Source organism: Rhodococcus sp. 05-2255-3B1 (assembly GCF_002258545.1).
GTDB lineage: Bacteria > Actinomycetota > Actinomycetes > Mycobacteriales > Mycobacteriaceae > Rhodococcoides.
Genome location: NZ_NOZC01000036.1, coordinates 585,852 through 608,497, shown reverse-complemented (window position 1 = coordinate 608,497; position 22,646 = coordinate 585,852). Strand labels below are relative to the sequence as shown.

Genomic DNA, 22,646 nt, shown 5'->3' with positions numbered 1-22,646 from the left:
GCGGCGTTCGGATCAGGAAGGCAGAACGCCGAGTCGACGGCACGCCACCACGGCTTCGTATCGGGTGTGCGAATCGGTTTTGCGCATCACACTGCGCAGGTACGACTTGACCGTCTCGGCACCGATCGACAGGCGCGCAGCGACCTCGACGTTGGTGCAGCCCAGGGCAACCTGCGAGATGACGTCGATCTCGCGTGGCGTCAACGACTGCGACACCTCCTGGGCTCGTGGGTCGTCGCGCGTGTTCTGTCCGAACGACGCGGCCACGCGAGCTGCCACTGCGTCGAGTCTGCGCCGGATCGCTGCGTCACCGACCGACCGGGCGAGATCGGACAGTTCCTCGTGGACGCTGCGCAGCTCGGCGGTCCGCGAGACATCCGAGTCGAGCGGCGAGCGGATGGTCGCCAGCAGACGGATCCTGCGGTCGACCTCGTCCCGCACGGAGATCTCCTGGCCGAGACGCCTGGCGGCGGTGGTCATGATGTCGCCGACACGATCTCCGAGGGGGCCGCGTTCGCGCAGCGCCGCGTACATCACTATTCGCGCGACTCCGGCCACGACCACCGGTACCGCCAGTATCGATTTGAGGCCCTCGCCGAGCACGGGTCGATCGAAGTGGTGGGTGATCGACATCGATGCGCCGTAATCGCTGACGGCCGCGGGCCTGCGCTGTTCCATGACTCGACCGCCGAGACCGGATCTGGGTGGGATGGCGAGTCCGTCCAGGCCTCGGGTTCGGGTTCCGTGGAATTCACTCAGGTACAGGGTCTCCGAGGAGACCTCGCCGCCGAACACGACGGGTACCTCGGACGTCGCTGCCACCTGGCGCAGCTCCGCGCGCAGGGCATCACCGTCGCGGGGCCGCAACAAATTCGAATGGACCACGGGGCTTCCTTTCTCGTGTCGACTGCACGAGCGACGAACGTGATCCAGATCATATCTGCACCGGCATGTGCTGTTTCGACTGGTACGGGCACTGCGCTGCGGTCCGCGGCCGAGTGCGAGCCGACTACTCTTGGGTCCATGTCTGTGACCGCCGAGAGCAAGCCCCGTCAGCCACTCGTACCAGGCGTCGTCTCGCCCGTCCTCGCGGTGCCCAAGTCGATCGAGCGCCCCGAATACGCGTGGAAGTCGACCGTGGCCGAGGGCAGCGAGCCCTGGGTTCAGACCCCCGAGGTCATCGAGAAGATGCGGGTGGCGTCGAAGATCGCGGCCGGGGCGCTGCAGGAAGCGGGCCGGGCAGTGGCACCGGGCGTCACCACCGACGAGCTGGACCGCATTGCCCACCAGTACATGATCGATCACGGCGCATACCCGTCCACATTGGGCTACAAGGGTTTTCCGAAGTCCTGCTGCACCTCACTCAACGAGGTCATCTGCCACGGCATTCCGGATTCGACGGTGATCCAGGACGGCGACATCGTCAACATCGACGTCACCGCGTACATCGACGGCGTCCACGGCGACACCAACGCAACCTTCTTGGCGGGCAACGTCTCCGAGGAGGCCCGACTGCTGGTCGAACGCACCCACGAGGCCACCATGCGGGCCATCAAGGCCGTCAAGCCCGGTCGCGCGCTGAACGTGATCGGCCGCGTCATCGAGTCGTATGCGCACCGGTTCGGCTACGGCGTGGTGGAGGACTTCACCGGCCACGGTATCGGTACCACCTTCCACAACGGTCTGGTCGTGCTGCACTACGACCAGCCGTCGGTGGACACCGTCATCGAACCGGGAATGACGTTCACGATCGAACCGATGATCAACCTGGGCACGATCAACGCCGAGATGTGGGACGACGGCTGGACGGTGGTCACGCACGACAAGAAGTGGACCGCGCAGTTCGAGCACACGCTCGTGGTGACCGAGACGGGTAGCGAGATCCTGACACTGCTGTGAGCGGAGCCTGCGTAGCGAATCGAGATCTGGTAGCGCCGTGAAAGGCGCTCTGTTGGTCGCCGGGACGACGTCCGACGCGGGCAAGAGTGTGCTGGTCGCCGGGCTCTGCCGAATGTTGGCGCGTCGGGGTGTGCGGGTGGCTCCGTTCAAGGCGCAGAACATGTCCAACAATTCGGTGGTCACGCTCGACGGCGGCGAGATCGGTCGAGCCCAGGCGATGCAGGCGGCAGCCTGTGGCCTGGAGCCGAGTGTGCGTTTCAATCCGGTGTTGCTGAAACCGGGGAGTGACCGGACATCGCAGTTGGTGGTGCGGGGGCGGGCCGTGGCGCAGGTGAGTGCAAGCAACTACATCGAGCATCGGCAGTCTTTGCGCGCGGTGGTGGCGGACGAATTGGCCTCTCTGCGTTCGGACTTCGATGTGGTGATCTGCGAGGGCGCTGGCTCGCCCGCCGAGATCAATCTGCGCGCCACGGATTTGGCCAACATGGGGTTGGCGACGGCTGCGTCCCTTCCGGTGATCGTGGTGGGGGATATCGATCGTGGGGGAGTGCTGGCCCATCTGTTCGGCACCGTGGCCGTACTGTCTCCGCAGGATCAGGCGCTCGTCGCCGGGTTCGTGATCAACAAGTTCCGGGGCGACCCAGCTCTGCTGGCACCCGGTCTCGACCAGTTGCGCGCGTTGACGGGTCGGCCGACGTACGGTGTCGTCCCGTTCGCCGACGGCTTGTGGATGGACGCCGAGGATTCGCTCGGAACCGTCCCCGATGCTCCGGTGGGGCGGCCGCGTCCACCGCACGGCTCGCAGTGGTTGCGCGTTGCGGCGGTGCGTCTGCCGAGAATCTCCAACACCACCGATGTCGAGGCGTTGGCCTGCGAGCCCGGGGTGTCCGTGCACTGGGTCACCGAGCCGTCCCGGCTCGAGGACGTGGATCTGGTGGTCGTTCCGGGCAGCAAGTCCACCGTGTCAGATCTCGAGTGGCTGCGGCGCAGCGGTCTTGCCGATGCGATCGCGGCACGCGGGGCCGCGGGACTACCGGTTCTGGGGATCTGCGGTGGGTATCAGATGCTGGGTCGGACGATCGACGACACCGTCGAATCCGGAGCCGGTTCTGTCCAGGGGCTCGGTCTGCTCGATCTCTCGGTCGAGTTCGCGAGCGACAAAGTGCTCGCGCAGGTGACGGGGCGATCGAAACAGTACGGCTCGAATTGCGCGTCGGGCTACGAAATTCACCACGGTCGGGTTGTGCGGAACGGCGACGATGCGCTTCTTGCTACTGCGTCGGGCACCCCGGAGGGCAGTGTGCGCGGGACTGTCGTGGGAACCCACTGGCACGGCCTGCTCGAGTCCGACGACTTCCGGCGTTCGTTCCTCACCTGGGTGGCAGGGAAATCGGGCCGTTCCGGCTTCGTGGTGGCGCCCGCTACATCGGTCGCTGCGTTGCGTGAGCAGCAGTTGGACCTGCTGGCGGATCTGGTGGAAGACAACCTCGACGTCGATGCCGTGCTCGACCTCATCGAGCACGGCGTCGATTCTGCGACGAAAAAGATTGTCACGCAGTTGCTTTGAGAAGACCGAACCAGCTGGCCACCGACAGCACTGCGGTGATGATCAAGGGGATCACGACCAGAAGAAGAATACGTGGGGTGTCGGTGAAGAAGGTGCCGATGTTCGGCCACCACCGTTGCCAGGTCACGAGTACAGATCCGCCGCCGAAGACTACGAGCGCTCCGAGTCCGAGGGTGAACAACCCGTTCGTGCGGAACCGTCGATACACGACGCCGATGAATGCACCGATGCCGCCGAGGAGCAGCATGACGGTAACGAGTGCGGCCCACTGCACCAACGGATTGTCGGTCGCGTACCGAGCGATGCCGAACATTCGCAGTTTCAGGCCGAATCCATCCGTGGCTGCTTCGATCAAGGACAGCACGTAGATGATCGTGCCGAATGCAATCGACTGGCACACACCTACCAACGCTGTGGCGGTGAGGAATTCGCGGCGGGTGACGCTCAGACCCAGGGCATAGGGAAAGCACTGAGTGATCGCGGTGATGTAGAACGCCATGGCGAATCCATAGATCGAGAAGACGCTACCGGTGAAGTTGTATTCGGAGTCTGTGGTCGGGATGACCAGAAATATGCCGAAGGTGATCACGAAGGCGATCGCGAGAACCGCCATCGGCCACACGAATGTCGTTGCCCAGGACGTGTTGTGGATTCGAGCGACGTTCAGTATTCGTTTCATGACACTGCCTCCTCGGGTTCGGCGGTGGTGCGTTCGATGATCAACTGCTGCAACGGGACCGGTTCGATGGTGAGCCCTACTGCAGCACCGTCCGATTTCTGCCGGTCGGTCAGTCGGCCGTCGATCGTGGCCCGAGCGCTGGCGCCGAGTGCCGTGCGACGCAGAGTGCGATGGCCCGAGGCGAAGGAGTCGACGGCGCGCGTCGGTCCGGTGATCTCGAAGGCGCTCTCGCGTAGATCGTCCGAGTCCGCGTCGAGCAGGATCTTGCCCTTGTCGATGAGAATCACGTGTTCGATCAGATCGCTGACCTCGTCGATGAGGTGGGTGGACAGAACGACGGTCCTGGGGCGTTCGGCGTAATCGGCAAGCAGTCTGTCGTAGAACAGGTGTCGCGATACCGCGTCCAGTCCCAAGTAGGGCTCGTCGAAGAAGGTAAGTGGTGCCCGTGACGCGAGTCCGATGACGATGCCGAGCGCCGAGGTCATTCCGCGGGAGAGCTTCTTGATCTTGCGGCCGAGGGGCAGGTCGAAATCGCGCAGCAAGTCGGCGGCGAAGTCATTGTCCCAGTAGGGAAGAATCTGCGAGGCATGCGCAACGGCGTGCTTGACCTTCAGATCGTCGGGGTACTTCTGGCTCTCCTTGACGAAGCACACGTGACCCAGTGCAATCGGGTTCTCCCACGGATGTTGCCCGAATATCGAGACCTCGCCCGCGCTCTGGCGCATCTGCGCGGTCATCATCTGCATGACGGTGGTCTTGCCTGCGCCGTTGCGGCCGAGAAAGCCGTAGATCTTGTTCTGTTCGATCTCGAAGCTCACGTCGTCGACAGCGGTGAACGATCCGAACTTCTTCGTGAGGTGGGTGGCCTTCGCGATCACGCGGCCGTCGTCGCCGATCGAATCGAATTCATGGATGCTCATCGCGCTGCCTCCCAGTTGTCGAGCATTGTCTTGAGTTCGTCGACGGTCATGCCGAGCTTGCGCGCCTCGGTGACGAGCGGGTCGATGTACTGGCGAGCGAAGAGGTCGCGGCGACGGAATCGAAGAGCGTCGCGAGCCCCGGTGGTGACGAACATTCCGATTCCTCGTTTCTTGTAGACGACGCCGTCGGCGACGAGCTTGGCAAGTCCCTTACCTGCGGTGGCCGGGTTGATTCGATGGAATGCGGCCAGTTCGTTGGTCGAGGGAACCTGCTCTTCCTCTGCCAGTGAGCCGTCGATGATGGAGTTCTCTACGATCTCGGCGATCTGCAGAAAGATGGGCCTGCCCTCGTCCATCAGAACCACCGCCGATGCGTCGAGGTTGGTCGCCTCGCTGGTTCATTACTCATGTAACTAACCATAGAACCGATGTGTGGTCGGCGCAAGAGGCAGTACCGTCGTCTCCATGGAGTTCACGCATGTGAGTGCTGCGGGTGGGCAATGTTCGGTTCGGGTCGCAGGCCCGGACAGCAGGCACGCCGTTCTCTTGCTTCCCGATGCAGGCGATCCAGTGGATGTGTACGACGCCGTCAGTGAACGGCTGCACAATTCGGATCTGAAAACCGTTGCGCTGGAAAGCATCGACGGCATCAGCGACGATGCGATCCTGACTGTTCTCGACGAGCTGAAGCTGTCGTGGGTGCATCTCGTCGGCAGCGGCGCGGGTGCGGAGTCGGCTTGGACGTTGGCTGCCAAGACTTTCGGGCGCTTCGCCAGTCTGATCGCGGTGAACCGTTGCCACCCCGCGATCGCCGACGAGCAGGGCACCGTGCGCGCCGCGGACTGCCCCCCGGTCGAGTTGCCGACGACACTGGTCGTCGGGTCATCACTGGGCCGCGCATCCGCCGACGCGAGCGGCCGGTTCGTCTACTCGGACTTCCGCGTGGTTCAACTCGACGGTGCCGCGAATGTCGTCGCCGACGAGCCGGCCGCGCTGGCAACGGAAATCGTGCTGCGTACCAGCCCGTGGTGACCGGAACTACAGGTCGAGTCCCAGCAGAGCGTTCTCGACCACCTCGGGCAGGCCGGGGTGAATCCAGTACTGACCGCGCGCCATGTCCTGGGCGGACAGGCCGAAGCTCATCGCCTGAATGATGGGCTGAATCAGGGTCGGGGCCTGAGCGCCGATGATGTGCGCGCCGAGGATCTTCCCGGTGCCCTTCTCGGCGATGATCTTGCACAGACCTTCGCTGTCTTCCATCGCCCAGCCGTAGGCGACGTCGCCGTAGTTCTGGACCTTGACCGTGATGTCCAGGCCGGCGTCACGGGCTTGTTCCTCGGTCATGCCCACCTCGGCGATCTGCGGATCGGTGAACACCGCCGCGGGAACGAAACGGTGGTCGTTGGTGCGCAGCGCGGCGGTGTCACCGTTCCATGCGTCGTGCAGCAGGTTGTGCTGGACCACTCGTGCTTCCTGGTTGGCCACATGCTTGAGCTGGTAGGGCGAGGAGACGTCGCCGAGCGCGAACACGCCCTCGGCGGTGGTGCGGCCGAACTCGTCCACCACGATGCGGCCCTCGTCGTCCATGTCGATGCCCGCCGTGTCCAGATCCAGCCGATCGCCGTTCGGCTCGCGGCCCACGGCCACCAGGAACGCGTCCCCGAGAACCTTGGTGCCGTCGGCCAATTCGACGCCGTGCAGGGCGCCCTCGGTGACGGCACGGGTCTCACCGGAGTCGAGATGGACGTCCCATTTGGCGCGGGCCAATTCGGTGAACCGCTTGGAGATGTCGGCGTCCAGTGCGCGCAACAAGGTGTCCTTGCGGGCGACGATCGACACCTTCGAGCCGAGCGCGGAGAACACGTGCGCGAATTCCGCTGCGATGTAACCGGATCCGAGAATCACCAGATGCTCGGGAAGCTCCGGCAGCCGCATCACATCGCTGTTGGTGTGATAGCTGACACCCGAATCGGCGATGGACTGCGGCACCACCGGCCGGGATCCGGCCGCGATGACGACCTGGTCTGCCGTGATGACGGTGCCGGTGCCGGTGTCGATCGTGCGGGGGCCCACGAACCTCGCGTGGCCCTCGAACAATGTGACGTTGGGGCTGCCTTCGGCGCGGTAGCGCTTGCCGCCCTCCGAGATGGGGTCGATGCGGCCGAAGACGCGGTCGACGATGTCCGGCCAGCGCACCGCGTCGACATGGGCGTCGACACCGTATTTGGACGAATCACGCACCGTACGGGCGACTTCGGCGGCGTAGACGAACATCTTCGTCGGGATGCAGCCGACGTTGAGGCAGGTGCCGCCGAATGTCGAGTTCTCTTCCAGAAGTGCGATCTTCTTGTCCTCGAAGCGCGAATCGGCGATGGAGTTGCCCGATCCGGAGCCGATGATCGCGACGTCGAAATGCTCGGTCATGAGATGTGCCCGCTCTCGGTGTGGTCCTTGCCCGACGCGTGGTCGGTGCCCTCGCTTCGATGCAACCACTCGATCCACTCGTCCATTTCCTCGAAGGCCCGCGCACGTGGCTCCTCGGTGGACAGGAACACGTCGTGACGGGCTCCCTCGATGGGGACGATGGTGGTGCGGTCGCCCAGGCAGCCGGCCCAGCGGGCGATCTGGCGGACGTCGAGGACGGCGTCTGCGGCGTCGACCGCGGAGCTGTACCGGCGTGAGAAGTGCGTCACCTTCGAGCGCAGGACGAGCGACGGAATGCCGATATCGAGGCCGCGATGCAGTTCGGCGTGACCGTGGCGGACAGCGCGGATCCAGCCGAAGGTGATGGGGAAGCCCGCGAGCGGTTTCCAGTCGAGGTCGTAGTCCCATTCGCCGTTCTCGGAGGCGGCGAGCGAGAGTCCGTAGGTGTCCAGGCCGCTGCCCGGCACCTGCGCCTTGGCTCGGAACCGTCCGATCACGTCGATCGCTGCGGTGCCGACGCTGCGTATCGCCGGTGGACCCTGCAGATCGAACCAGGGGCTGTTGAGCACGACGCCCGACAGGCCGAGGCCGGCCGACCCGCCTTCTCGGCGGTTGAGGCGGTTGAGCCAGAGCGGCAGTACGAGTCCGCCCGTCGAGTGCGCCATGAGCAGCACCGGGGCATCGGCGCGTTCGGCGCGGACCAGGGCGAGAGCCTCGTCGAGCTCGGCGTCGTACATCGCCAGATCGGTCGCGAAGTGCGCGGTCTGACCCTCACGGCGCGACCGTCCGCACTTGCGTAGGTCCAGCGCGTAGAAGGCGTAGCCCATCGCGGCGAAGTGTTCGGCGATGTGTCGCTGGAAGAAGTAGTCGGTGAATCCGTGGACGTAGATCACCGCGCGCTCGACGTTCGTGGCACCCGACGGTTGATACCGCACGAGAGTGGCCTCGACCTGCCCCTCGCCGTCCGGATCGTCACCGAGTGGAATGGTCGTCTGTTCGTAGCCGTCGCCGAGGACATCGGGCACCCAGGTAGTCACAGATCACAACTGTAGTGGGCGCCGCGAGCGGCGTCCGAGGAGCACAATCGAGACCGGGTTGACGTGGTGTCCGATGGGGTAGGCCCAGCTAGTAACCTGACCGCACCGGGTGAGTAGCCCCTCTACAACAGAGTTCTTCGGTCGATGCCGCCACCGGCCGAGATCTCGACAGACAAGGAAGTCGATTCTCCAGTGTCCAAAGATGAGCAGGGTAAGCGGATCAAGACCGACGTCGTTCTGGTCGGTGCCGGAATCATGAGCGCCACCCTCGGTGCGCTGCTCCGTCAGCTCGAGCCGAACTGGTCGATCGACGTCTACGAGCGGCTCGACGCGGCCGCAGCCGAGAGCAGCGATGCGTGGAACAACGCGGGCACCGGCCACTCGGCCCTGTGCGAGCTGAACTACACGCCGCAGAACAAGGACGGCAGCGTCGATATCGCCAAGGCGCTCAACGTCAACGAGCAGTTCCAGGTGTCGCGTCAGTTCTGGGCACACGGTATCGAAACCGGTGTTCTCTCCGACGCCAAGAACTTCATCAACCCCATTCCGCACGTGAGCTTCGTGCACGGGGAAGAGAACGTGAAGTACCTCCGAGCGCGGTACGAGGCGCTCGTGGGCAACCCACTGTTCGCAGGCATGGAGTACATCGACTCCAAGGACGAGTTCTCCGCGCGACTGCCGTTGATGGCCAAGGGCCGTGACTTCTCCGACCCGGTGGCGTTGAACTGGAGCCAGGAAGGCACCGACGTCGACTTCGGTGCGCTGACCAAGCAGCTGCTCAACTACCTGTCGTCCGCGGGCGGCACCGTGCACTTCGGGCACGATGTGCGCAACATCACCAAGCAGTCCGACGGCACCTGGGACGTCAAGGTCGCCAACCAGCGCACCGGGGCGAAGAAGACCGTCAACGCCAAGTTCGTGTTCGTCGGCGCAGGCGGCGGCGCACTGCACCTGCTGCAGAAGTCCGGGATCGCGGAGATCAAGGGATTCGGCGGCTTCCCGGTCAGCGGCGAGTGGTTGCGATGCACCGATCCGGCACTGATCGAGCAGCACTCGGCCAAGGTGTACGGCAAGGCGTCGGTCGGCGCTCCGCCGATGTCGGTGCCGCACCTCGACACCCGCGTGATCAACGGCCAGCAGGGTCTGCTGTTCGGCCCGTACGCCGGTTGGTCGCCCAAATTCCTCAAGCAGGGCAAGATCACCGACCTGCCCGGCTCGGTCAAGCCCGGCAACCTGATGTCGATGCTCGGAGTCGGCGTGACCGAACTCGGACTCGTCAAGTACCTGGTCAGTGAGCTGGCTCAGTCGCAGGCGGATCGTGTCGAGACGCTGCGCGAGTTCGCACCCTCGGTGCTCGGCGAGAACTGGGAGCTCGTCACCGCGGGTCAGCGCGTGCAGGTGATCCGCAAGAAGGGTCGCGGCGGCGTACTCGAGTTCGGCACGGCCGTGGTCAACGCTGCGGACGGCACGATCGCGGGACTGCTCGGTGCATCGCCCGGCGCATCCACCGCCGTTCCGGCCATGCTGGACGTGCTGCAGCGGTGCTTCGGCGACAAGTACGACGCATGGCAGCCCAAGCTCAAGGAGATGGTTCCCTCGCTCGGGGTCAAGCTGGCGCAGAACAGCTCCCTGTTCGACGAGGTCTGGGCCTGGACGTCGAAGACGCTGGAACTGGAAAATGCTCGTGAGCTCGCACAGCCCTCGGGTGTGTGATAGCAAAAGGTATGAATACGCAAGCAGCAGCTCTCAAACGATCATGGGCACTAGACCTGTCCAACAGCACGTTGTACGACCTGTTGAAGCTGCGTGTCGAGGTGTTCGTGGTCGAGCAGGCATGCGCTTACCCGGAGTTGGACGGGCGTGACCTACTGACCGAGACACGACACTTCTGGCTCGAACGGGACGGCGAAGTGGTGTGCACCCTTCGCCTGCTCGAGGAGCACGACGACGGCGAGAAGGCGTTCCGTATCGGCCGGCTCTGCACGCAACGCTCCGCCAGGGGACAGGGCCACACCACGCGAATTCTGCGCGCGGCGCTTGCCGAGGTCGGCTCTGCGCCGTGCCGGATCAACGCGCAGAGCTACCTCGTCGACATGTACGCCAAGCACGGGTTCCTGCCCGACGGCGAGGAAGTTCTCGAGGACGGCATCCCGCACACCCCGATGCGCCGGGGCGGCGGCACCGCCTGGAGCGAGGCCTGACCTCCTGTAGTACTCGATTACCAGTGGGGTCATTCCGCAGGCTCCACTCCCGGAACGAATGCCACACCCGGTCCACACCGTGTGTGGCATTCGTTCGTTCGGCGGTAGTGTTCCGTTCGAAGTCGGTCGCGGAGAAGTCCTGTGTCAATCAGGCGCGGTCCCGCCACTGTGTTCAGGAGACTCTTCATCGGAAGATTCCCCTGTCAGCCAGATCGCCGCCCGGCTTCGTGTATCTCGACCGAACGTCCGGCGCGGAACTCCGGGCACGAAGGGAATTGGCTGTGCAGCGAAATGGGAGTGTTCCCGAACCGGGATATCCGTTCAGTGCGATCGTCGGTCAGGATCAGCTGAGGTTGTCGCTGATTCTGTGCGCCGTACACCCCGGTATCGGCGGCGTACTGGTTCGAGGAGAAAAGGGCACCGCGAAATCGACGGTGGTGCGCGCGCTCGCGACCCTACTGCCCGCCGTGGACGACGAGGACGGGTCGCGCCCGGCGAAACTCGTCGAACTTCCGGTGGGCGCAACCGAGGACCGAGTGGTGGGGTCCATCGACCTCGAGAAGGTTCTGCGCGACGGCGAACGTGCGTTTCAACCCGGTCTCCTCGCGGCCGCGCACCGTGGTGTGCTCTACGTCGACGAAGTGAACCTGCTGCACGATCATCTGGTCGACGTGCTGCTCGACGCGGCCGCGATGGGCCGGGTACACGTCGAGCGGGACGGTGTATCTCATTCTCACCCTGCACAATTCGTGCTCGTCGGCACGATGAATCCCGAGGAGGGCGAGCTACGTCCGCAGCTGCTCGACCGGTTCGGTCTGGCAGTTGAGGTGACGGCATCGCGGGACGTGGACGTCCGCATGAACGTCGTCCGCCGCCGGATGAACTACGAGCGTGATCCGCACGCGTTCGCTGCAGAGTTCCGCAACGACGACATCGCCGTGGCCGAGCAGATTCTGGCCGCCCGGAAGATTCTCGACGACGTGGTGTTGAGCGACAAGGAACTTCGTCGTATCGCCGCGCTGTGTGCCTCCTTCGACGTCGACGGCATGCGCGCCGATCTGGTGCTGGCGCGTACCGCGTCCGCGCACGCCGCCTGGCGAGGGGCGAGCGAGGTGGCCGAGGAAGACGTGCGAATCGCCGCCGAACTGGCTCTGCCGCACCGGCGTCGGCGCGACCCCTTCGACGAGCCGGGAATCGACGACAAGCAGTTGGACGACGCCATGCGCGACGCTGCGGAACAGGCCGAGCAACAACCCGACCCGGAGCCCGATCCCGACCTGGAGCCCGATCCCGACGGCGGGGGAGCGCCCGAGCCCGAGGCCCCAGACGATGGGTCCCAGTCCCAGTCCCAGTCCCAGTCCTCCGACTCCGAGTCCTCCGATTCACGCGACGAGTCGAAGCAACCACCGCCGTCCTCGGGTGCCGGCAGCGAGAAGCAGGCGGGCACGCCGGGAGCACAGTTCAGAGCGCGGTTGCTCGAGGTTCCAGGAGTGGGCGAGGGCGCGCCCGGCCGACGGTCGCGGTCGCGGTCCTCGCACGGACGGTCGGTACGGCCCACTGTCGAGCCAGGCAGAGGTCTGCACCTGGTGGGCACCCTCTTCGCCGCGGCCGAGCAGCAGGTCGTCCGCGGCCGCACCGCCGGCCGGTTGAAGCTAGAGCCCGCGGACCTGCGGGGCGCGATCAAGGAGGGGCGTGAAGGCAACCTGATCGTCTTCGTCGTCGACGCCTCGGGATCGATGGCTGCGCGAGATCGGCTCTCCGCGGTGACCGGTGCGGTGCTGTCGCTGCTGCGCGATGCGTATCAGCGCCGCGACAAGGTTGCCGTGATCACGGTGCGCGGCACGCAAGCCGAGACCGTACTGCCACCGACGTCGTCGGTGGACGTGGCCGTCACTCGATTGCGGAAGATGAAGACCGGCGGTAGGTCGCCACTGGCGCAGGGATTTCTGCAGGCGCGTGAACTCGTTCTGCGAGAGCGTGTTCGAGATCCGCTGCGCCGCGCTCTGCTGGTCGCGCTCACCGACGGACGGGCCACCGGCGGTACCGATCCGGTCGGCCGGGCCCGCATTGCCGCCCGGCGCATCGCGTCGGACAAGATCGCCTCCGTCGTGGTGGACTGCGAATCGGGAATGGTCCGCCTCGGACTCGCTTCCGATTTCGCGGCGTGCCTCGGCGGTGGCTACGTGGCCCTCGCGGACCTGTCGGCCGAGCAGGTCGCCGCTGTCGTTCGCGCAGCGGCGTAGGAGTACGCGATGCCTCAGGGTGTACCGGCTCCCGGAACCGTTCCGCAGGACGGCCTCACGACGCGTCAGCGCCGCAATCTGCCCGTGCTCGCGGTGCACACCGGACCGGGCAAGGGGAAATCGACGGCCGCATTCGGGATGGCGTTGCGGGCCTGGAATCAAGGATTCGACGTCGGAGTGTTCCAGTTCGTCAAGAGCGCCAAGTGGAAGGTCGGCGAGGAAGCGGCGTTTCGCACACTCGGCGACCTGCACGAGAGCACCGGGGTCGGCGGAGCCGTCGAATGGCACAAGATGGGCGAGGGGTGGTCGTGGACCCGCAAGAAGGGCAGCGACGTCGACCACGCCGAGGCGGCAGCAGAGGGTTGGCGGGAGATCGCCCGGCGGATCGAGCAGGAGTCACACCGCTTCTACGTGTTGGACGAGTTCACTTACCCGCTCAAGTGGGGTTGGGTCGACGTCGCGGAGGTGGTCGAGGTTCTGACCCATCGACCGGGCAACCAACACGTCGTCATCACTGGACGGGATGCGCCCCATGAGCTGATCGAGGCCGCGGATCTCGTGACCGAGATGGCAAAGGTCAAGCACCCGATGGATGCCGGCCGCAAAGGACAGCGAGGCATCGAATGGTGACTCCGTCGTGCCCCGCCGTGGTCATTGCGGCCCCCGCGTCGGGCAGCGGGAAGACGACGGTGGCAACCGGGCTGATGGGTGCGCTGCGCAGTGCCGGCCGCACCGTCGCCCCGTTCAAGGTGGGGCCGGACTACATCGACCCCGGTTATCACTCGCTCGCCGCCGGGCTCCCCGGCCGCAACCTCGACGCCGTGATGGTCGGTGCCGACCGCATCGGCCCCTTGTTCCGACACGGCAGTCGAGGCTGCGACATCGCGGTCGTCGAGGGCGTCATGGGACTGTTCGACGGCAAGATCGACATGACCGGCCCGGGGGAGGCGTCTGCCGAGGGATCGACCGCACGGGTGGCCGCGATGCTCGGTGCGCCGGTGATCCTGGTGGTCGACGCCCGCGGGCACAGTCAGTCGCTCGCCGCGGTGCTGCACGGGTTCTCGACGTTCGATGCCAGCGTCCGCATCGGGGGTGTGATTCTCAATCGCGTCGGCAGTCAGCGGCACGAGGACGTGTTGCGTCAAGCGTGCGAACGGGTGGGTGTTCCGGTACTCGGCGCGCTGCCGCGCATGAGCGAACTGGTCGTCCCGTCACGGCACCTGGGGCTGATCACCGCGGTCGAACACGGTGGTGCCGCAACCGATGCCGTGGACGCGATGAGCGCCCTGGTCTCCCGATTCGTAGACATCGAGGCTGTGAGCGCACTGGCTCGATCGTCGGTGACCGCGCCGCAGTGGTCCCCGGAGGACGAGGTACGCACCTGCGAGGGATCGCCCGTGATAGCGGTGGCGGGTGGACCGGCATTCACCTTCGGCTACACCGAACACGTCGAACTGCTCCGCGCGGCCGGGGCCGATGTGGCCGTCTTCGACCCGCTGCGTGACGGGTTGCCCACCGGCACAGCAGGAGTCGTACTACCCGGCGGATTCCCGGAGGAACACGCAGCCGCACTGTCGGCGAACGAGGTGTTGCTCGCCGACATTCGAGCCGCGGCGGCCCAGGGATTGCCGATCCACGCCGAATGCGCCGGATTGCTCTATCTGGCAAGGCGATTGGACGGTCATGCCATGGCCGGGGTCGTCGATGTGGACGCGGAATTCGGGAACACCCTCACTCTGGGATACCGCGACGCGGTTGCCCTCGAATCGTCGACACTGTTCGACGCCGGTACCCGCGTCACCGGCCACGAGTTCCATCGCACGAAGCTCGTCGTGGGAGTGGAGCCTGCAGGAACGAACCGATCCAGGGACGTGCGCGAGGCGGTGCCGGCCGCCTGGGGCTGGCACAGGCAGAACCCCGACGGCAGAACTGCAGTGCGCGAGGGCTTCGTGCAGGGCGGCGTCCACGCGTCGTATCTGCACACCCATGCCGCAGGCAATTCCGAGTCGATCACCCGATTCGTCTCGGCCGCCGTCGATTACGCGCGCGTGTAAGAGAGGTCGCGAGATGCGGGTGGTCGTCGGAATCGGTGCCCGAGCCGGCGTCGGCTCCGCCGCCGTCGTGGCCGCGATCGCCACGGTGCTGCAACCGGACTGGCGTGTCGAGGCCATCGCCTCGATCGACCGGAAAGCAGAACTGGTGGCGGCGGTGGCGTCGAGCATGGGGGTTCGGGGAGTGACCTACTCGGCGAGGGAACTGTCGACCGTCGTCACGCCGACGACATCGGTTCGGGTGCTCCGTGCCGTCGGAAGTGCCAGCGTCGCCGAGGCGGCGGCATTGCTGGCCGGCGGTTCGACGAAGTTGACGGTGCCCAGGTTCGGTTCGGCCGGTGTCACCGTTGCCGTGGTCGAGCTCTGCCTTGACGGTGGACCGGGGGTTCGGGCCATCCTGTAGGTATGACCGAGACGATGACAGCCGTTGCCTACACCCGCTCGCTTCCGATCGACGACCCCGCCAGCCTCACCGATGTGGTCGTCGACGTGCCCGCCGTGCGGCCGCGAGACCTGCTGGTCGAGGTGCGAGCCGTGTCGGTGAACCCGGTCGATGTCAAGGTCCGGGCCGGCAACGATCCACAGGGCGAGCCGAAGGTGCTCGGGTTCGACGCCGCTGGTGTGGTGCGCGCTGTCGGTGCCGACGTCACCATGTTCGCGCCGGGGGACGAGGTCTACTACGCGGGAGACATCGGCCGACCCGGGACCGACTCGCAGTTCCATGCGGTGGACGAACGCATCGTGGCGAAGAAACCGACGACCCTCGATTTCGCACAGGCCGCGGCGTTACCGCTGACCGTGATCACCGCATGGGAAGGACTGTTCGACAAGCTCCGCATCACTGCCGAGACCACCGGAACCTTGCTGATGGTCGGTGCCACCGGAGGTGTGGGATCTGTTGTGCTGCAACTACTTCGGACCCTGGTTCCTGGTGTGCGCGCGATCGCGACGGCAGCGGGTGAGGACGCGGTGGAGTGGGTTCGTTCTCTCGGAGCAGCCGAGGTGGTCGATCACCACCGCGATCTTCGCGACGAAGTACGCCGAGTGGCACCGGACGGCATCGACTACGTGTTCACTGCACATTCCGCCGGCCAGGTCGAGATCTATGCAGACCTGTTGACGCCGTTCGGACAGATAGTGGCGATCGACGATCCCGAGACACTTGACGTTCTCCCGCTGAAGACGAAGGCGATCTCCTGGCACTGGGAATTCATGTTCGCTCGCCCGATGCACGAGACTGCGGATCTGATTCGTCAGCACGAGCTACTGACCAGGGTGGCCGAATTCGTCGATGCGGGTTCGGTGCGTACGACCGCGACGACGGTCCTCTCTCCGATCGACGCCGAGCAGCTCCGCGAAGCACACCGGTTGCTCGAGACCGGACACGTACGGGGAAAGGTCGTGGTCGCGGCCCGTTCCTGAGGACCGATCCGCGCCACCGACTGGCGAAAGCGGGCCGACGCAGGCAATGTGGATCAAATGACTTCCGACAGCATCGTCCTGCTCGGCCCGATCGTCCGGTACGTCGGCACCGAGACGGCGACCCTGTGGTTCGAGATGGCCGAATCGTCGACGGTTTCCGTGGTCACCGACGCCGGCGTCCGGGGTTCCGAACGTACGTGGGGAGTGCACGGCCACCATTACGCGCTGGTACCGCTCGAAGGACTGCCGGCCAACGCAACGGTGAACTACGAGGTGTTCGTCGACGAGCGTCGCGTGTGGCCCCCGGAAGGTCGGACGGCGGTCATCCACACCGTCGACGCCGAGGGACCCGTCACGTTGGCCTTCGGCTCGTGTCGGCGCGGTGACAACTACAGCGACGAGTCCTTGAAGCAGATCGGGGCCGACGCCTTGGCCGGGCTGGGGAACGCGCTGATCGAGCAGGATCCGAGTCGATGGCCGCAGGCGCTGCTGCTTCTCGGTGACCAGGTCTACGCCGACGACCCGTCTCCGGAGATCGTCGAACGACTCCAGGCGCGCCGAAGTTCGGGCGAAGGACCGCAGAGCGCCATCGGTACCGACGCGGAGAACGAGATCTGCGATTTCGAGGAGTACTCCTGGCTGTACCGGGAATCGTGGGGACTCGAGCCGGTACGGACTCTGATGGCGAGCATCCCGTCGTGCATGATCCTCGACGACCACGATCTGCGCGACGACTGGAACTCGTCGGCCTCCTGGCGTCGGGACATCGTGACACGGCCGTGGTGGAACGATCGTGTGGTCGGCGCGTACTCGTCCTACTGGGTGTACCAGCACCTGGGCAACCTCTCGCCCAAGGAGCTGGCGCAGGACGAGATGTACGCCGCAGTTCGGTCTGCCGACACCGATGCCGAGCGGGAGAAGCTGTTGGCCGACTTCGCGTTACGTGTCGACCGCAGGCCCGAGACCGGACGATGGAGCTTCTACCGAGATTTCGGCGACACGCGGTTGATCATGATCGACTCGCGGTGCTCACGGAATCTGGATCCGAACAACAGAGAGATGGTCGACGAGAAGGAGTGGGCGTGGGTACGCGAGCGCGCACTCGAGAAGACCCCACGACATCTGCTGTTCGGGTCGTCGTTGCCCTACCTCATGCTGCCCGCCCTGCACTACCTCGAACAGTGGAACGAGGCCGTGGCACAGGGCAGTTGGGGGTCGATGTCGGCCAAGGTGGCCGAGAAGATGCGGATCGGCCTCGACCTCGAACACTGGGCGGCCTTCACCAACTCCTTCAACGACATGGCGGCGTTGACGCGTGAGCTCTCTCGCGGCGAGAACACACCCGCCTCGATCATGTGGCTCTCGGGCGACGTGCACTGCTCGTACGTGGCGAACGCGGACTTCGGGGTCGGCGGGCGCGAGGTACCGGCCACGTATCAGCTGACCATGTCGCCGTTCCGCAATCCGCTCGATCTGCCGATTCGCGCCGTCAACAAGCTGGCCATCAAACGTCCCGCTGCCCGCATTCTGTCGAAGCTGGCGCGGGCGGCACACGTGGGCCCGTCCGGTGTCGAGTGGGAGGCCGAGGCGGGCCCCTGGTTCGACAACGGTGTCATGTTGCTGACCCTGCACGGCGACTCGGCTCGGTTGCGGGTGCACCACGCGCACGTCGACGATGCGGGCAAACAGGTGCTCACCGAGACGTCGGTCCTGGCCCTCGCCTAGCGGACGAGTAAACGATTGGCCATCGCCGGGCCGATGAGGTTGGCTGGTTCGTTGTGGCCCACCTCGAACTGAACGACATCGTCTACTTCCTGCCCGACGGACGGCAGCTGCTCAACGGTGTCGGGTTTCGCGTCGGCGACGGTGCCAAGACGGCGTTGATCGGTCCCAACGGAACCGGCAAGACGACACTGACGCGGATCATCGCGGGGGACGAGACCCCCGACGAAGGATCGGTGTCGAGCTCGGGCTCGCTCGGGGTGATGCGGCAATTCGTCGGTCAGCTGCGAGACGACTCGACCGTTCGTGATCTGCTGCTGTCGGTTGCGTCGTCGGCCGTGCAGACGGCCGCTGCGGCCCTCGACGCCGCCGAGAACACGATGATCGAGGTCGACGACGAGAAGACCCAGATGAAATACGCGCAGGCCCTCTCGGATTGGGGTGACGTCGGCGGTTACGACCTCGAACCGTTCTGGGACAAGGTCACCACTGCTGCACTCGGAATGCCGTTCGACCGCGCGAAGTGGCGCGCTGCGTCGACCCTCAGTGGCGGCGAGCAGAAGCGTCTCGTGGTCGAGGCTCTGTTCGCCGGCTCGGACAATCTGCTCCTTCTCGACGAGCCGGACAACTACCTCGATGTGCCGGGCAAGCGCTGGCTCGAAGCGACCATTCGCGACTCCGACAAGTCCGTCCTGTTCATCAGCCACGACCGGGAACTCATCGCCAACGCCGCGAACCGGATCGTGACGCTGGAACCGGGCGTCAGCGGTGCCACCTCGTGGGTGCACGGCGGCGGGTTCGCGACCTATCACGCCGCGCGTGAGGACCGGAATGCTCGGCTCGACGAACTGCGACGGCGGTGGGACGAGGAACTGGTCAAACTTCGGGCGCTGGTGCTGCGTCTGCGAGAGAAGGCCAAGTTCAACGACGGTGTCGCTGCTCGGTACCACGCGTCGCAGACTCGGTTGGCCAAGTTCGAGGAGGCCGGGCCGCCCGAGGCGGTGCCGCTGAAGCAGCACGTCACCGTTCGGCTGCGTGGCGGCCGAACAGCCAAGCGCGCGTTGGTGTGTACGGCGCTGGAACTGACCGGACTGATGAAGCCCTTCGACACCGAGATCTGGTACGGCGACCGCGTTGCGGTGTTGGGCTCCAACGGTTCCGGTAAATCGCATTTCCTCAGGTTGCTGGCCAACGGTGGCACCGATCCCGAGAAGGAGCACGAGCCGGTTCAGGAACTGGCACTCGATCCGGTTCCGCACACCGGCACCGCGGTGCTCGGCGCTCGCGTCCGGCCCGGTCTGTTCGCGCAGACCCACACTCGTCCGGATCTCGCGGGCAACACGCTGCTCGACATCTTGCACATGGGCAACGAACATCGTGACGGTATGGGCCGCGAGGCCGCAGGACGGGCATTGGACCGCTACGGTCTGGCCCGAGCCGCCGAGCAGTCCTACGACAACCTCTCCGGCGGCCAACAGGCGCGCGTGCAGATTCTGCTGCTCGAACTGTCCGGTGCCACCCTGTTGCTGCTGGACGAGCCGACCGACAACCTCGACCTCATGTCCGCCGATGCACTCGAAGACGCGATCGCCGCGTTCGACGGCACCGTCATCGCCGTGACGCACGACCGGTGGTTCGCCCGCAGCTTCGACCGATTCCTCGTGTTCGGCAGCACCGGTCAGGCCTACGAATCCGATGAGCCCGTATGGGACGAAAAGCGGGTGCAGCGCGCGCGGTAGCGTTTCCTCTCGTGAACGCGACTGACTCTCCCTATCTGGTCGGCCTCAATCTGGAAGGTCGACGCGTCGTCGTGGTCGGTGGCGGCACCGTCGCGCAGCGTCGATTGCCACTGCTCATCTCCTGCGGCGCTGCGGTGCACGTCATCACGCGCGAGGCCACACCGGCAGTCGAGGCGATGGCGACCTTCGGACAGGTGACGATGGAGTTGCGTGACTATCGAGAGGGCGACCTCGCCGACGCCTGGTACGCCGTCGCCTGCACCGACGAGGCCGAGACCAACATCGCGATCGTCGCCGAGGCCACCGCGTCCAGGATCTTCTGCGTGAGAGCCGATATTGCCAAGGACGGCACCGCCGTCACCCCGGCGTCGGCCGAATGGGACGGGCTGACCCTCGGTGTCCTCGCCGGCGGTGAGCACCGTCGATCGGCCGCGGTGCGCAATGCCGTGATCGACGCTCTGCAGTCCGGTGTGGTCGCCGATTCGGCGCATGCGCCGTTGACCGGCGTGGCACTGGTGGGTGGGGGACCGGGCGATCCGGACCTCATCACCGTCCGCGGCCGCAGGTTGCTCGCCTACGCCGACGTCGTGGTGGCCGATCGGCTCGCACCGCCCGAGCTGCTCGCCGAATTGGGTCCGCACGTGGAGGTCATCGACGCCTCGAAGATTCCGTACGGCCGCGCGATGGCGCAGGAGGCCATCAACCAGGCGCTGATCGACGGAGCGAAGGCAGGCAAATTCGTCGTCCGGCTCAAGGGCGGCGACCCCTACGTGTTCGGTCGGGGATACGAAGAACTCGAAGCGCTCGCCGCCGAGGGAATCCCGGTCACGGTGGTGCCCGGAATCACCAGCGCCATCTCGGTACCCTCGTCCGCCGGGATACCGGTGACGCACCGCGCCGTCACCCACGAGTTCGTCGTCGTCAGCGGCCACGTGGCACCCGACCATCCCGATTCGCTCGTCGACTGGAATGCGCTGGCCAAGCTCAAGGGCACCATCGTGTTGCTGATGGCCGTCGAACGCATCGGCCTGTTCGCCGACGTTCTCATCGCCGGTGGTCGGCCGTCCGACACCCCGGTGATCGTCGTTCAGGAAGGCACCATGCGCACCCAGCGCGAAGTGCGCGCCACTCTGAGCACCGTCGCCGATGCTGTTCGCGACGCGGAGATCAGGCCTCCGGCCATCGTGGTCATCGGAACCGTTGCCGGTTTCTCTGTACACGCCGGTAACGTGAACGCCCGTGCCTGAATCATCGATGCCCGATACCTCCAGCACCGAGGTCAAGTACCCGGTGACGACCCGCGCGTTCGGGTTGGCGATCATCGTCCTGAGCGGCCTGCAGTTGATGGTGGTGCTCGACGGCACCGTCGCCAATCTCGCTCTGGCACCGTTGCAGGCCGATCTGGGTCTCTCCGATGCCGGACGCAACTGGGTGCTCACCTCGTACGCCCTCGCCTTCGGCGGGCTGATGCTCCTGGGCGGCAGACTCGGTGACGCCTTCGGCCGCAAGAAGATGTTCCTGGCCGGTGTCGTACTGTTCACCGTCGCCTCCCTGCTGTGCGGGCTCGCGGTCAACGAGGCGACGCTGGTAGCGGCTCGTGCGCTCCAAGGCGTCGGAGCCGCGGTGGCGTCGCCCACGGCGTTCGCGTTGGTGGCGACCACGTTCGCGCCGGGCCCGGTTCGAAATCAGGCCATCGCGATCTACGCGGCCATGACCGGTGTCGGCTCCATCGCCGGGCTGATCATCGGCGGTGCGTTGACCGAGGTGTCGTGGCGGTGGATCTTCCTGATCAACGTCCCCATCGGTGTCGTCATCGTGGTGCTCGCAGTCGTGTCGCTGCAGGAGACGGTGGGGGCGAGGCTACCGCTCGACGTGCCGGGAGCGATTCTGGCGACGCTCGGCTGCACCGGCGTTGTGTTGGCTCTGAGCGAGGGCACCGAACTGGGCTGGACCAACCCGATCGTCATCGTCTCGCTGCTCGCCGGCCTGCTGTTCCTCGGGTTGTTCCTGATGGTCGAGCGACGCGCCGACAACCCGCTGCTTCCGTTCTCGCTGTTCGGCAGCCGAGACCGTGTGGCGACGTTCGTGGCCATCTTCTTCGCCGGTGGGGTGATGTTCTGCCTCGCCGCGTACGTGGCACTGTTCGTTCAGGACATCCTGGGATACAGCCCGTTGCACGCGGGCCTGGCGTTCGTGCCGTTCGCCTTCGGGCTCGGTGCCGCCGCATTCCTGGCCTCGCAGCTGGTGACGCGCATCGCCCCACGGTGGCTGATTCTGAGCGGTGCCGTCATCATGGTCGGTTGGCTGATGGTGTCGGTTGCGACCATGAACGCAGACTCGTCGTACTTCCCCGGACTGTTTTTCCCCGTCATCGGCATCGGATTCGGCGTCGGCCTGACGGTCGTGCCGCTCCCGCTGTGCGCCATCGCCGGAGTGAGCCCCACCGAGATCGGCCCCTTGACCGCCATCGCCCTGGTTGCTCAGACCCTCGGCGGGCCCTTGGCGCTGGCCGTGATCGGCGCGCTGGTGACCTCCCGCACCCTGTCGTTGGGCGGCATTTCCGGACCGGCGACGCTGATGAACGACACCCAGCTCGATGCGTTGAGCTCGGGCTACATGTTCGCGCTGTTCTGCTGCGCCGTCTGCGCCGTGGTCGCGGGAATCGCTGCGGTGTTCATTCGTTTCACCCCGCAGCAGGTCGCACAGGCCCAGGCCGCTCAGGAAAACGCCCAGAAGGGGTGA

Annotated in this window: 20 protein-coding genes and 1 riboswitch; of the genes, 14 read left to right on the top strand and 6 right to left on the bottom strand. The window is 65.7% G+C overall.

Annotated features, from left to right (window positions below; translation table 11 throughout):
• Positions 1–12: 12 nt before the first annotated feature.
• On the bottom strand, positions 13–885 hold the full coding sequence (locus tag CH249_RS23650) for a helix-turn-helix transcriptional regulator (RefSeq protein ID WP_094682857.1): 873 nt from the start codon (positions 883–885) through the stop codon (positions 13–15).
• Positions 886–1,023: 138 nt separating this feature from the next.
• Here CH249_RS23650 and map point away from each other — a divergent pair, with 138 nt between their 5' ends.
• Positions 1,024–1,899 (top strand): type I methionyl aminopeptidase, encoded by an 876-nt coding sequence (gene map / locus CH249_RS23645; protein ID WP_094682856.1) that lies wholly within the window; start codon positions 1,024–1,026, stop codon positions 1,897–1,899.
• 37 nt (positions 1,900–1,936) lie between these two features.
• Positions 1,937–3,466, top strand: coding sequence for a cobyric acid synthase (locus CH249_RS23640; protein ID WP_094682855.1), 1,530 nt, complete (start codon positions 1,937–1,939; stop codon positions 3,464–3,466).
• On the opposite strand, the gene CH249_RS23635 is transcribed toward CH249_RS23640, so the two are convergent.
• From CH249_RS23635 to CH249_RS23625, 3 genes are read right to left on the bottom strand one after another with little or no spacing between them, the layout of a single operon-like run.
• On the bottom strand, positions 3,450–4,145 hold the full coding sequence (locus tag CH249_RS23635) for an ABC transporter permease (RefSeq protein ID WP_094631774.1): 696 nt from the start codon (positions 4,143–4,145) through the stop codon (positions 3,450–3,452). The two genes, CH249_RS23640 and CH249_RS23635, sit on opposite strands and share 17 nt — an antisense overlap.
• A complete protein-coding gene (locus tag CH249_RS23630) occupies positions 4,142–5,065 on the bottom strand; it encodes an ABC transporter ATP-binding protein (RefSeq protein WP_094631773.1) in 924 nt (307 codons plus the stop codon). Before CH249_RS23630 ends, CH249_RS23635 begins: the two co-directional genes overlap by 4 nt.
• On the bottom strand, positions 5,062–5,424 hold the full coding sequence (locus CH249_RS23625) for a GntR family transcriptional regulator (protein WP_045199880.1): 363 nt from the start codon (positions 5,422–5,424) through the stop codon (positions 5,062–5,064). Before CH249_RS23625 ends, CH249_RS23630 begins: the two co-directional genes overlap by 4 nt.
• A 106-nt stretch (positions 5,425–5,530) precedes the next feature.
• Here CH249_RS23625 and CH249_RS23620 point away from each other — a divergent pair, with 106 nt between their 5' ends.
• On the top strand, positions 5,531–6,097 hold the full coding sequence (locus CH249_RS23620) for an alpha/beta fold hydrolase (protein ID WP_094631834.1): 567 nt from the start codon (positions 5,531–5,533) through the stop codon (positions 6,095–6,097).
• A 6-nt stretch (positions 6,098–6,103) separates the two neighbouring features.
• On the opposite strand, the gene mtr is transcribed toward CH249_RS23620, so the two are convergent.
• Together mtr and CH249_RS23610 are read right to left on the bottom strand one after the other, a co-directional pair.
• The gene (mtr, locus tag CH249_RS23615; protein WP_094682854.1) at positions 6,104–7,489 is read right to left on the bottom strand and encodes a mycothione reductase; all 1,386 of its coding nucleotides are present in this window, start codon (positions 7,487–7,489) and stop codon (positions 6,104–6,106) included.
• Positions 7,486–8,526: an alpha/beta hydrolase gene (locus CH249_RS23610; RefSeq protein ID WP_179273212.1), complete on the bottom strand. Its 1,041-nt coding sequence runs from the start codon at positions 8,524–8,526 to the stop codon at positions 7,486–7,488. Before CH249_RS23610 ends, mtr begins: the two co-directional genes overlap by 4 nt.
• 144 nt (positions 8,527–8,670) lie before the next feature.
• Between CH249_RS23610 and mqo the strand changes: the two genes are divergently transcribed.
• The 11 genes from mqo to CH249_RS23555 all read left to right on the top strand — a co-directional run bounded on the left by mqo (position 8,671) and on the right by CH249_RS23555 (position 22,646).
• The gene (mqo, locus tag CH249_RS23605) at positions 8,671–10,239 is read left to right on the top strand and encodes a malate dehydrogenase (quinone) (RefSeq protein ID WP_230597003.1); all 1,569 of its coding nucleotides are present in this window, start codon (positions 8,671–8,673) and stop codon (positions 10,237–10,239) included.
• Positions 10,240–10,250: 11 nt separating this feature from the next.
• Positions 10,251–10,727: a GNAT family N-acetyltransferase gene (locus CH249_RS23600; RefSeq protein ID WP_027496727.1), complete on the top strand. Its 477-nt coding sequence runs from the start codon at positions 10,251–10,253 to the stop codon at positions 10,725–10,727.
• A gap of 85 nt (positions 10,728–10,812) precedes the next feature.
• Positions 10,813–10,962, top strand: a riboswitch (cobalamin riboswitch).
• Between the two features lie 40 nt (positions 10,963–11,002).
• Positions 11,003–12,970 (top strand): magnesium chelatase subunit D family protein, encoded by a 1,968-nt coding sequence (locus CH249_RS23595; RefSeq protein ID WP_094682943.1) that lies wholly within the window; start codon positions 11,003–11,005, stop codon positions 12,968–12,970.
• A 9-nt stretch (positions 12,971–12,979) separates the two neighbouring features.
• On the top strand, positions 12,980–13,600 hold the full coding sequence (gene cobO, locus CH249_RS23590; RefSeq protein WP_032397822.1) for a cob(I)yrinic acid a,c-diamide adenosyltransferase: 621 nt from the start codon (positions 12,980–12,982) through the stop codon (positions 13,598–13,600).
• Entirely contained in the window at positions 13,594–15,024 is a 1,431-nt protein-coding gene (locus CH249_RS23585; protein ID WP_094682853.1) for a cobyrinate a,c-diamide synthase, read from the top strand. The genes cobO and CH249_RS23585 overlap by 7 nt, the downstream gene beginning before the upstream one ends.
• Before the next feature lie 13 nt (positions 15,025–15,037).
• A complete protein-coding gene (locus CH249_RS23580; protein WP_094631770.1) occupies positions 15,038–15,424 on the top strand; it encodes a cobalamin biosynthesis protein in 387 nt (128 codons plus the stop codon).
• Positions 15,425–15,426: 2 nt separating this feature from the next.
• Positions 15,427–16,443, top strand: coding sequence for a zinc-binding alcohol dehydrogenase family protein (locus CH249_RS23575; protein ID WP_094682851.1), 1,017 nt, complete (start codon positions 15,427–15,429; stop codon positions 16,441–16,443).
• A gap of 57 nt (positions 16,444–16,500) precedes the next feature.
• Positions 16,501–18,168 carry an alkaline phosphatase D family protein gene (locus tag CH249_RS23570; RefSeq protein ID WP_179273211.1) on the top strand — a complete coding sequence of 556 codons (1,668 nt, stop codon included), beginning with the start codon at positions 16,501–16,503 and terminating at the stop codon, positions 18,166–18,168.
• A gap of 53 nt (positions 18,169–18,221) precedes the next feature.
• Positions 18,222–19,904: an ATP-binding cassette domain-containing protein gene (locus tag CH249_RS23565; RefSeq protein WP_094682849.1), complete on the top strand. Its 1,683-nt coding sequence runs from the start codon at positions 18,222–18,224 to the stop codon at positions 19,902–19,904.
• Positions 19,905–19,915: 11 nt separating this feature from the next.
• Complete coding sequence (cobA, locus tag CH249_RS23560; protein WP_373453529.1) at positions 19,916–21,151, top strand: uroporphyrinogen-III C-methyltransferase; 1,236 nt, start codon at positions 19,916–19,918, stop codon at positions 21,149–21,151.
• A 7-nt stretch (positions 21,152–21,158) separates the two neighbouring features.
• Positions 21,159–22,646 (top strand): MFS transporter, encoded by a 1,488-nt coding sequence (locus CH249_RS23555; RefSeq protein ID WP_045195540.1) that lies wholly within the window; start codon positions 21,159–21,161, stop codon positions 22,644–22,646.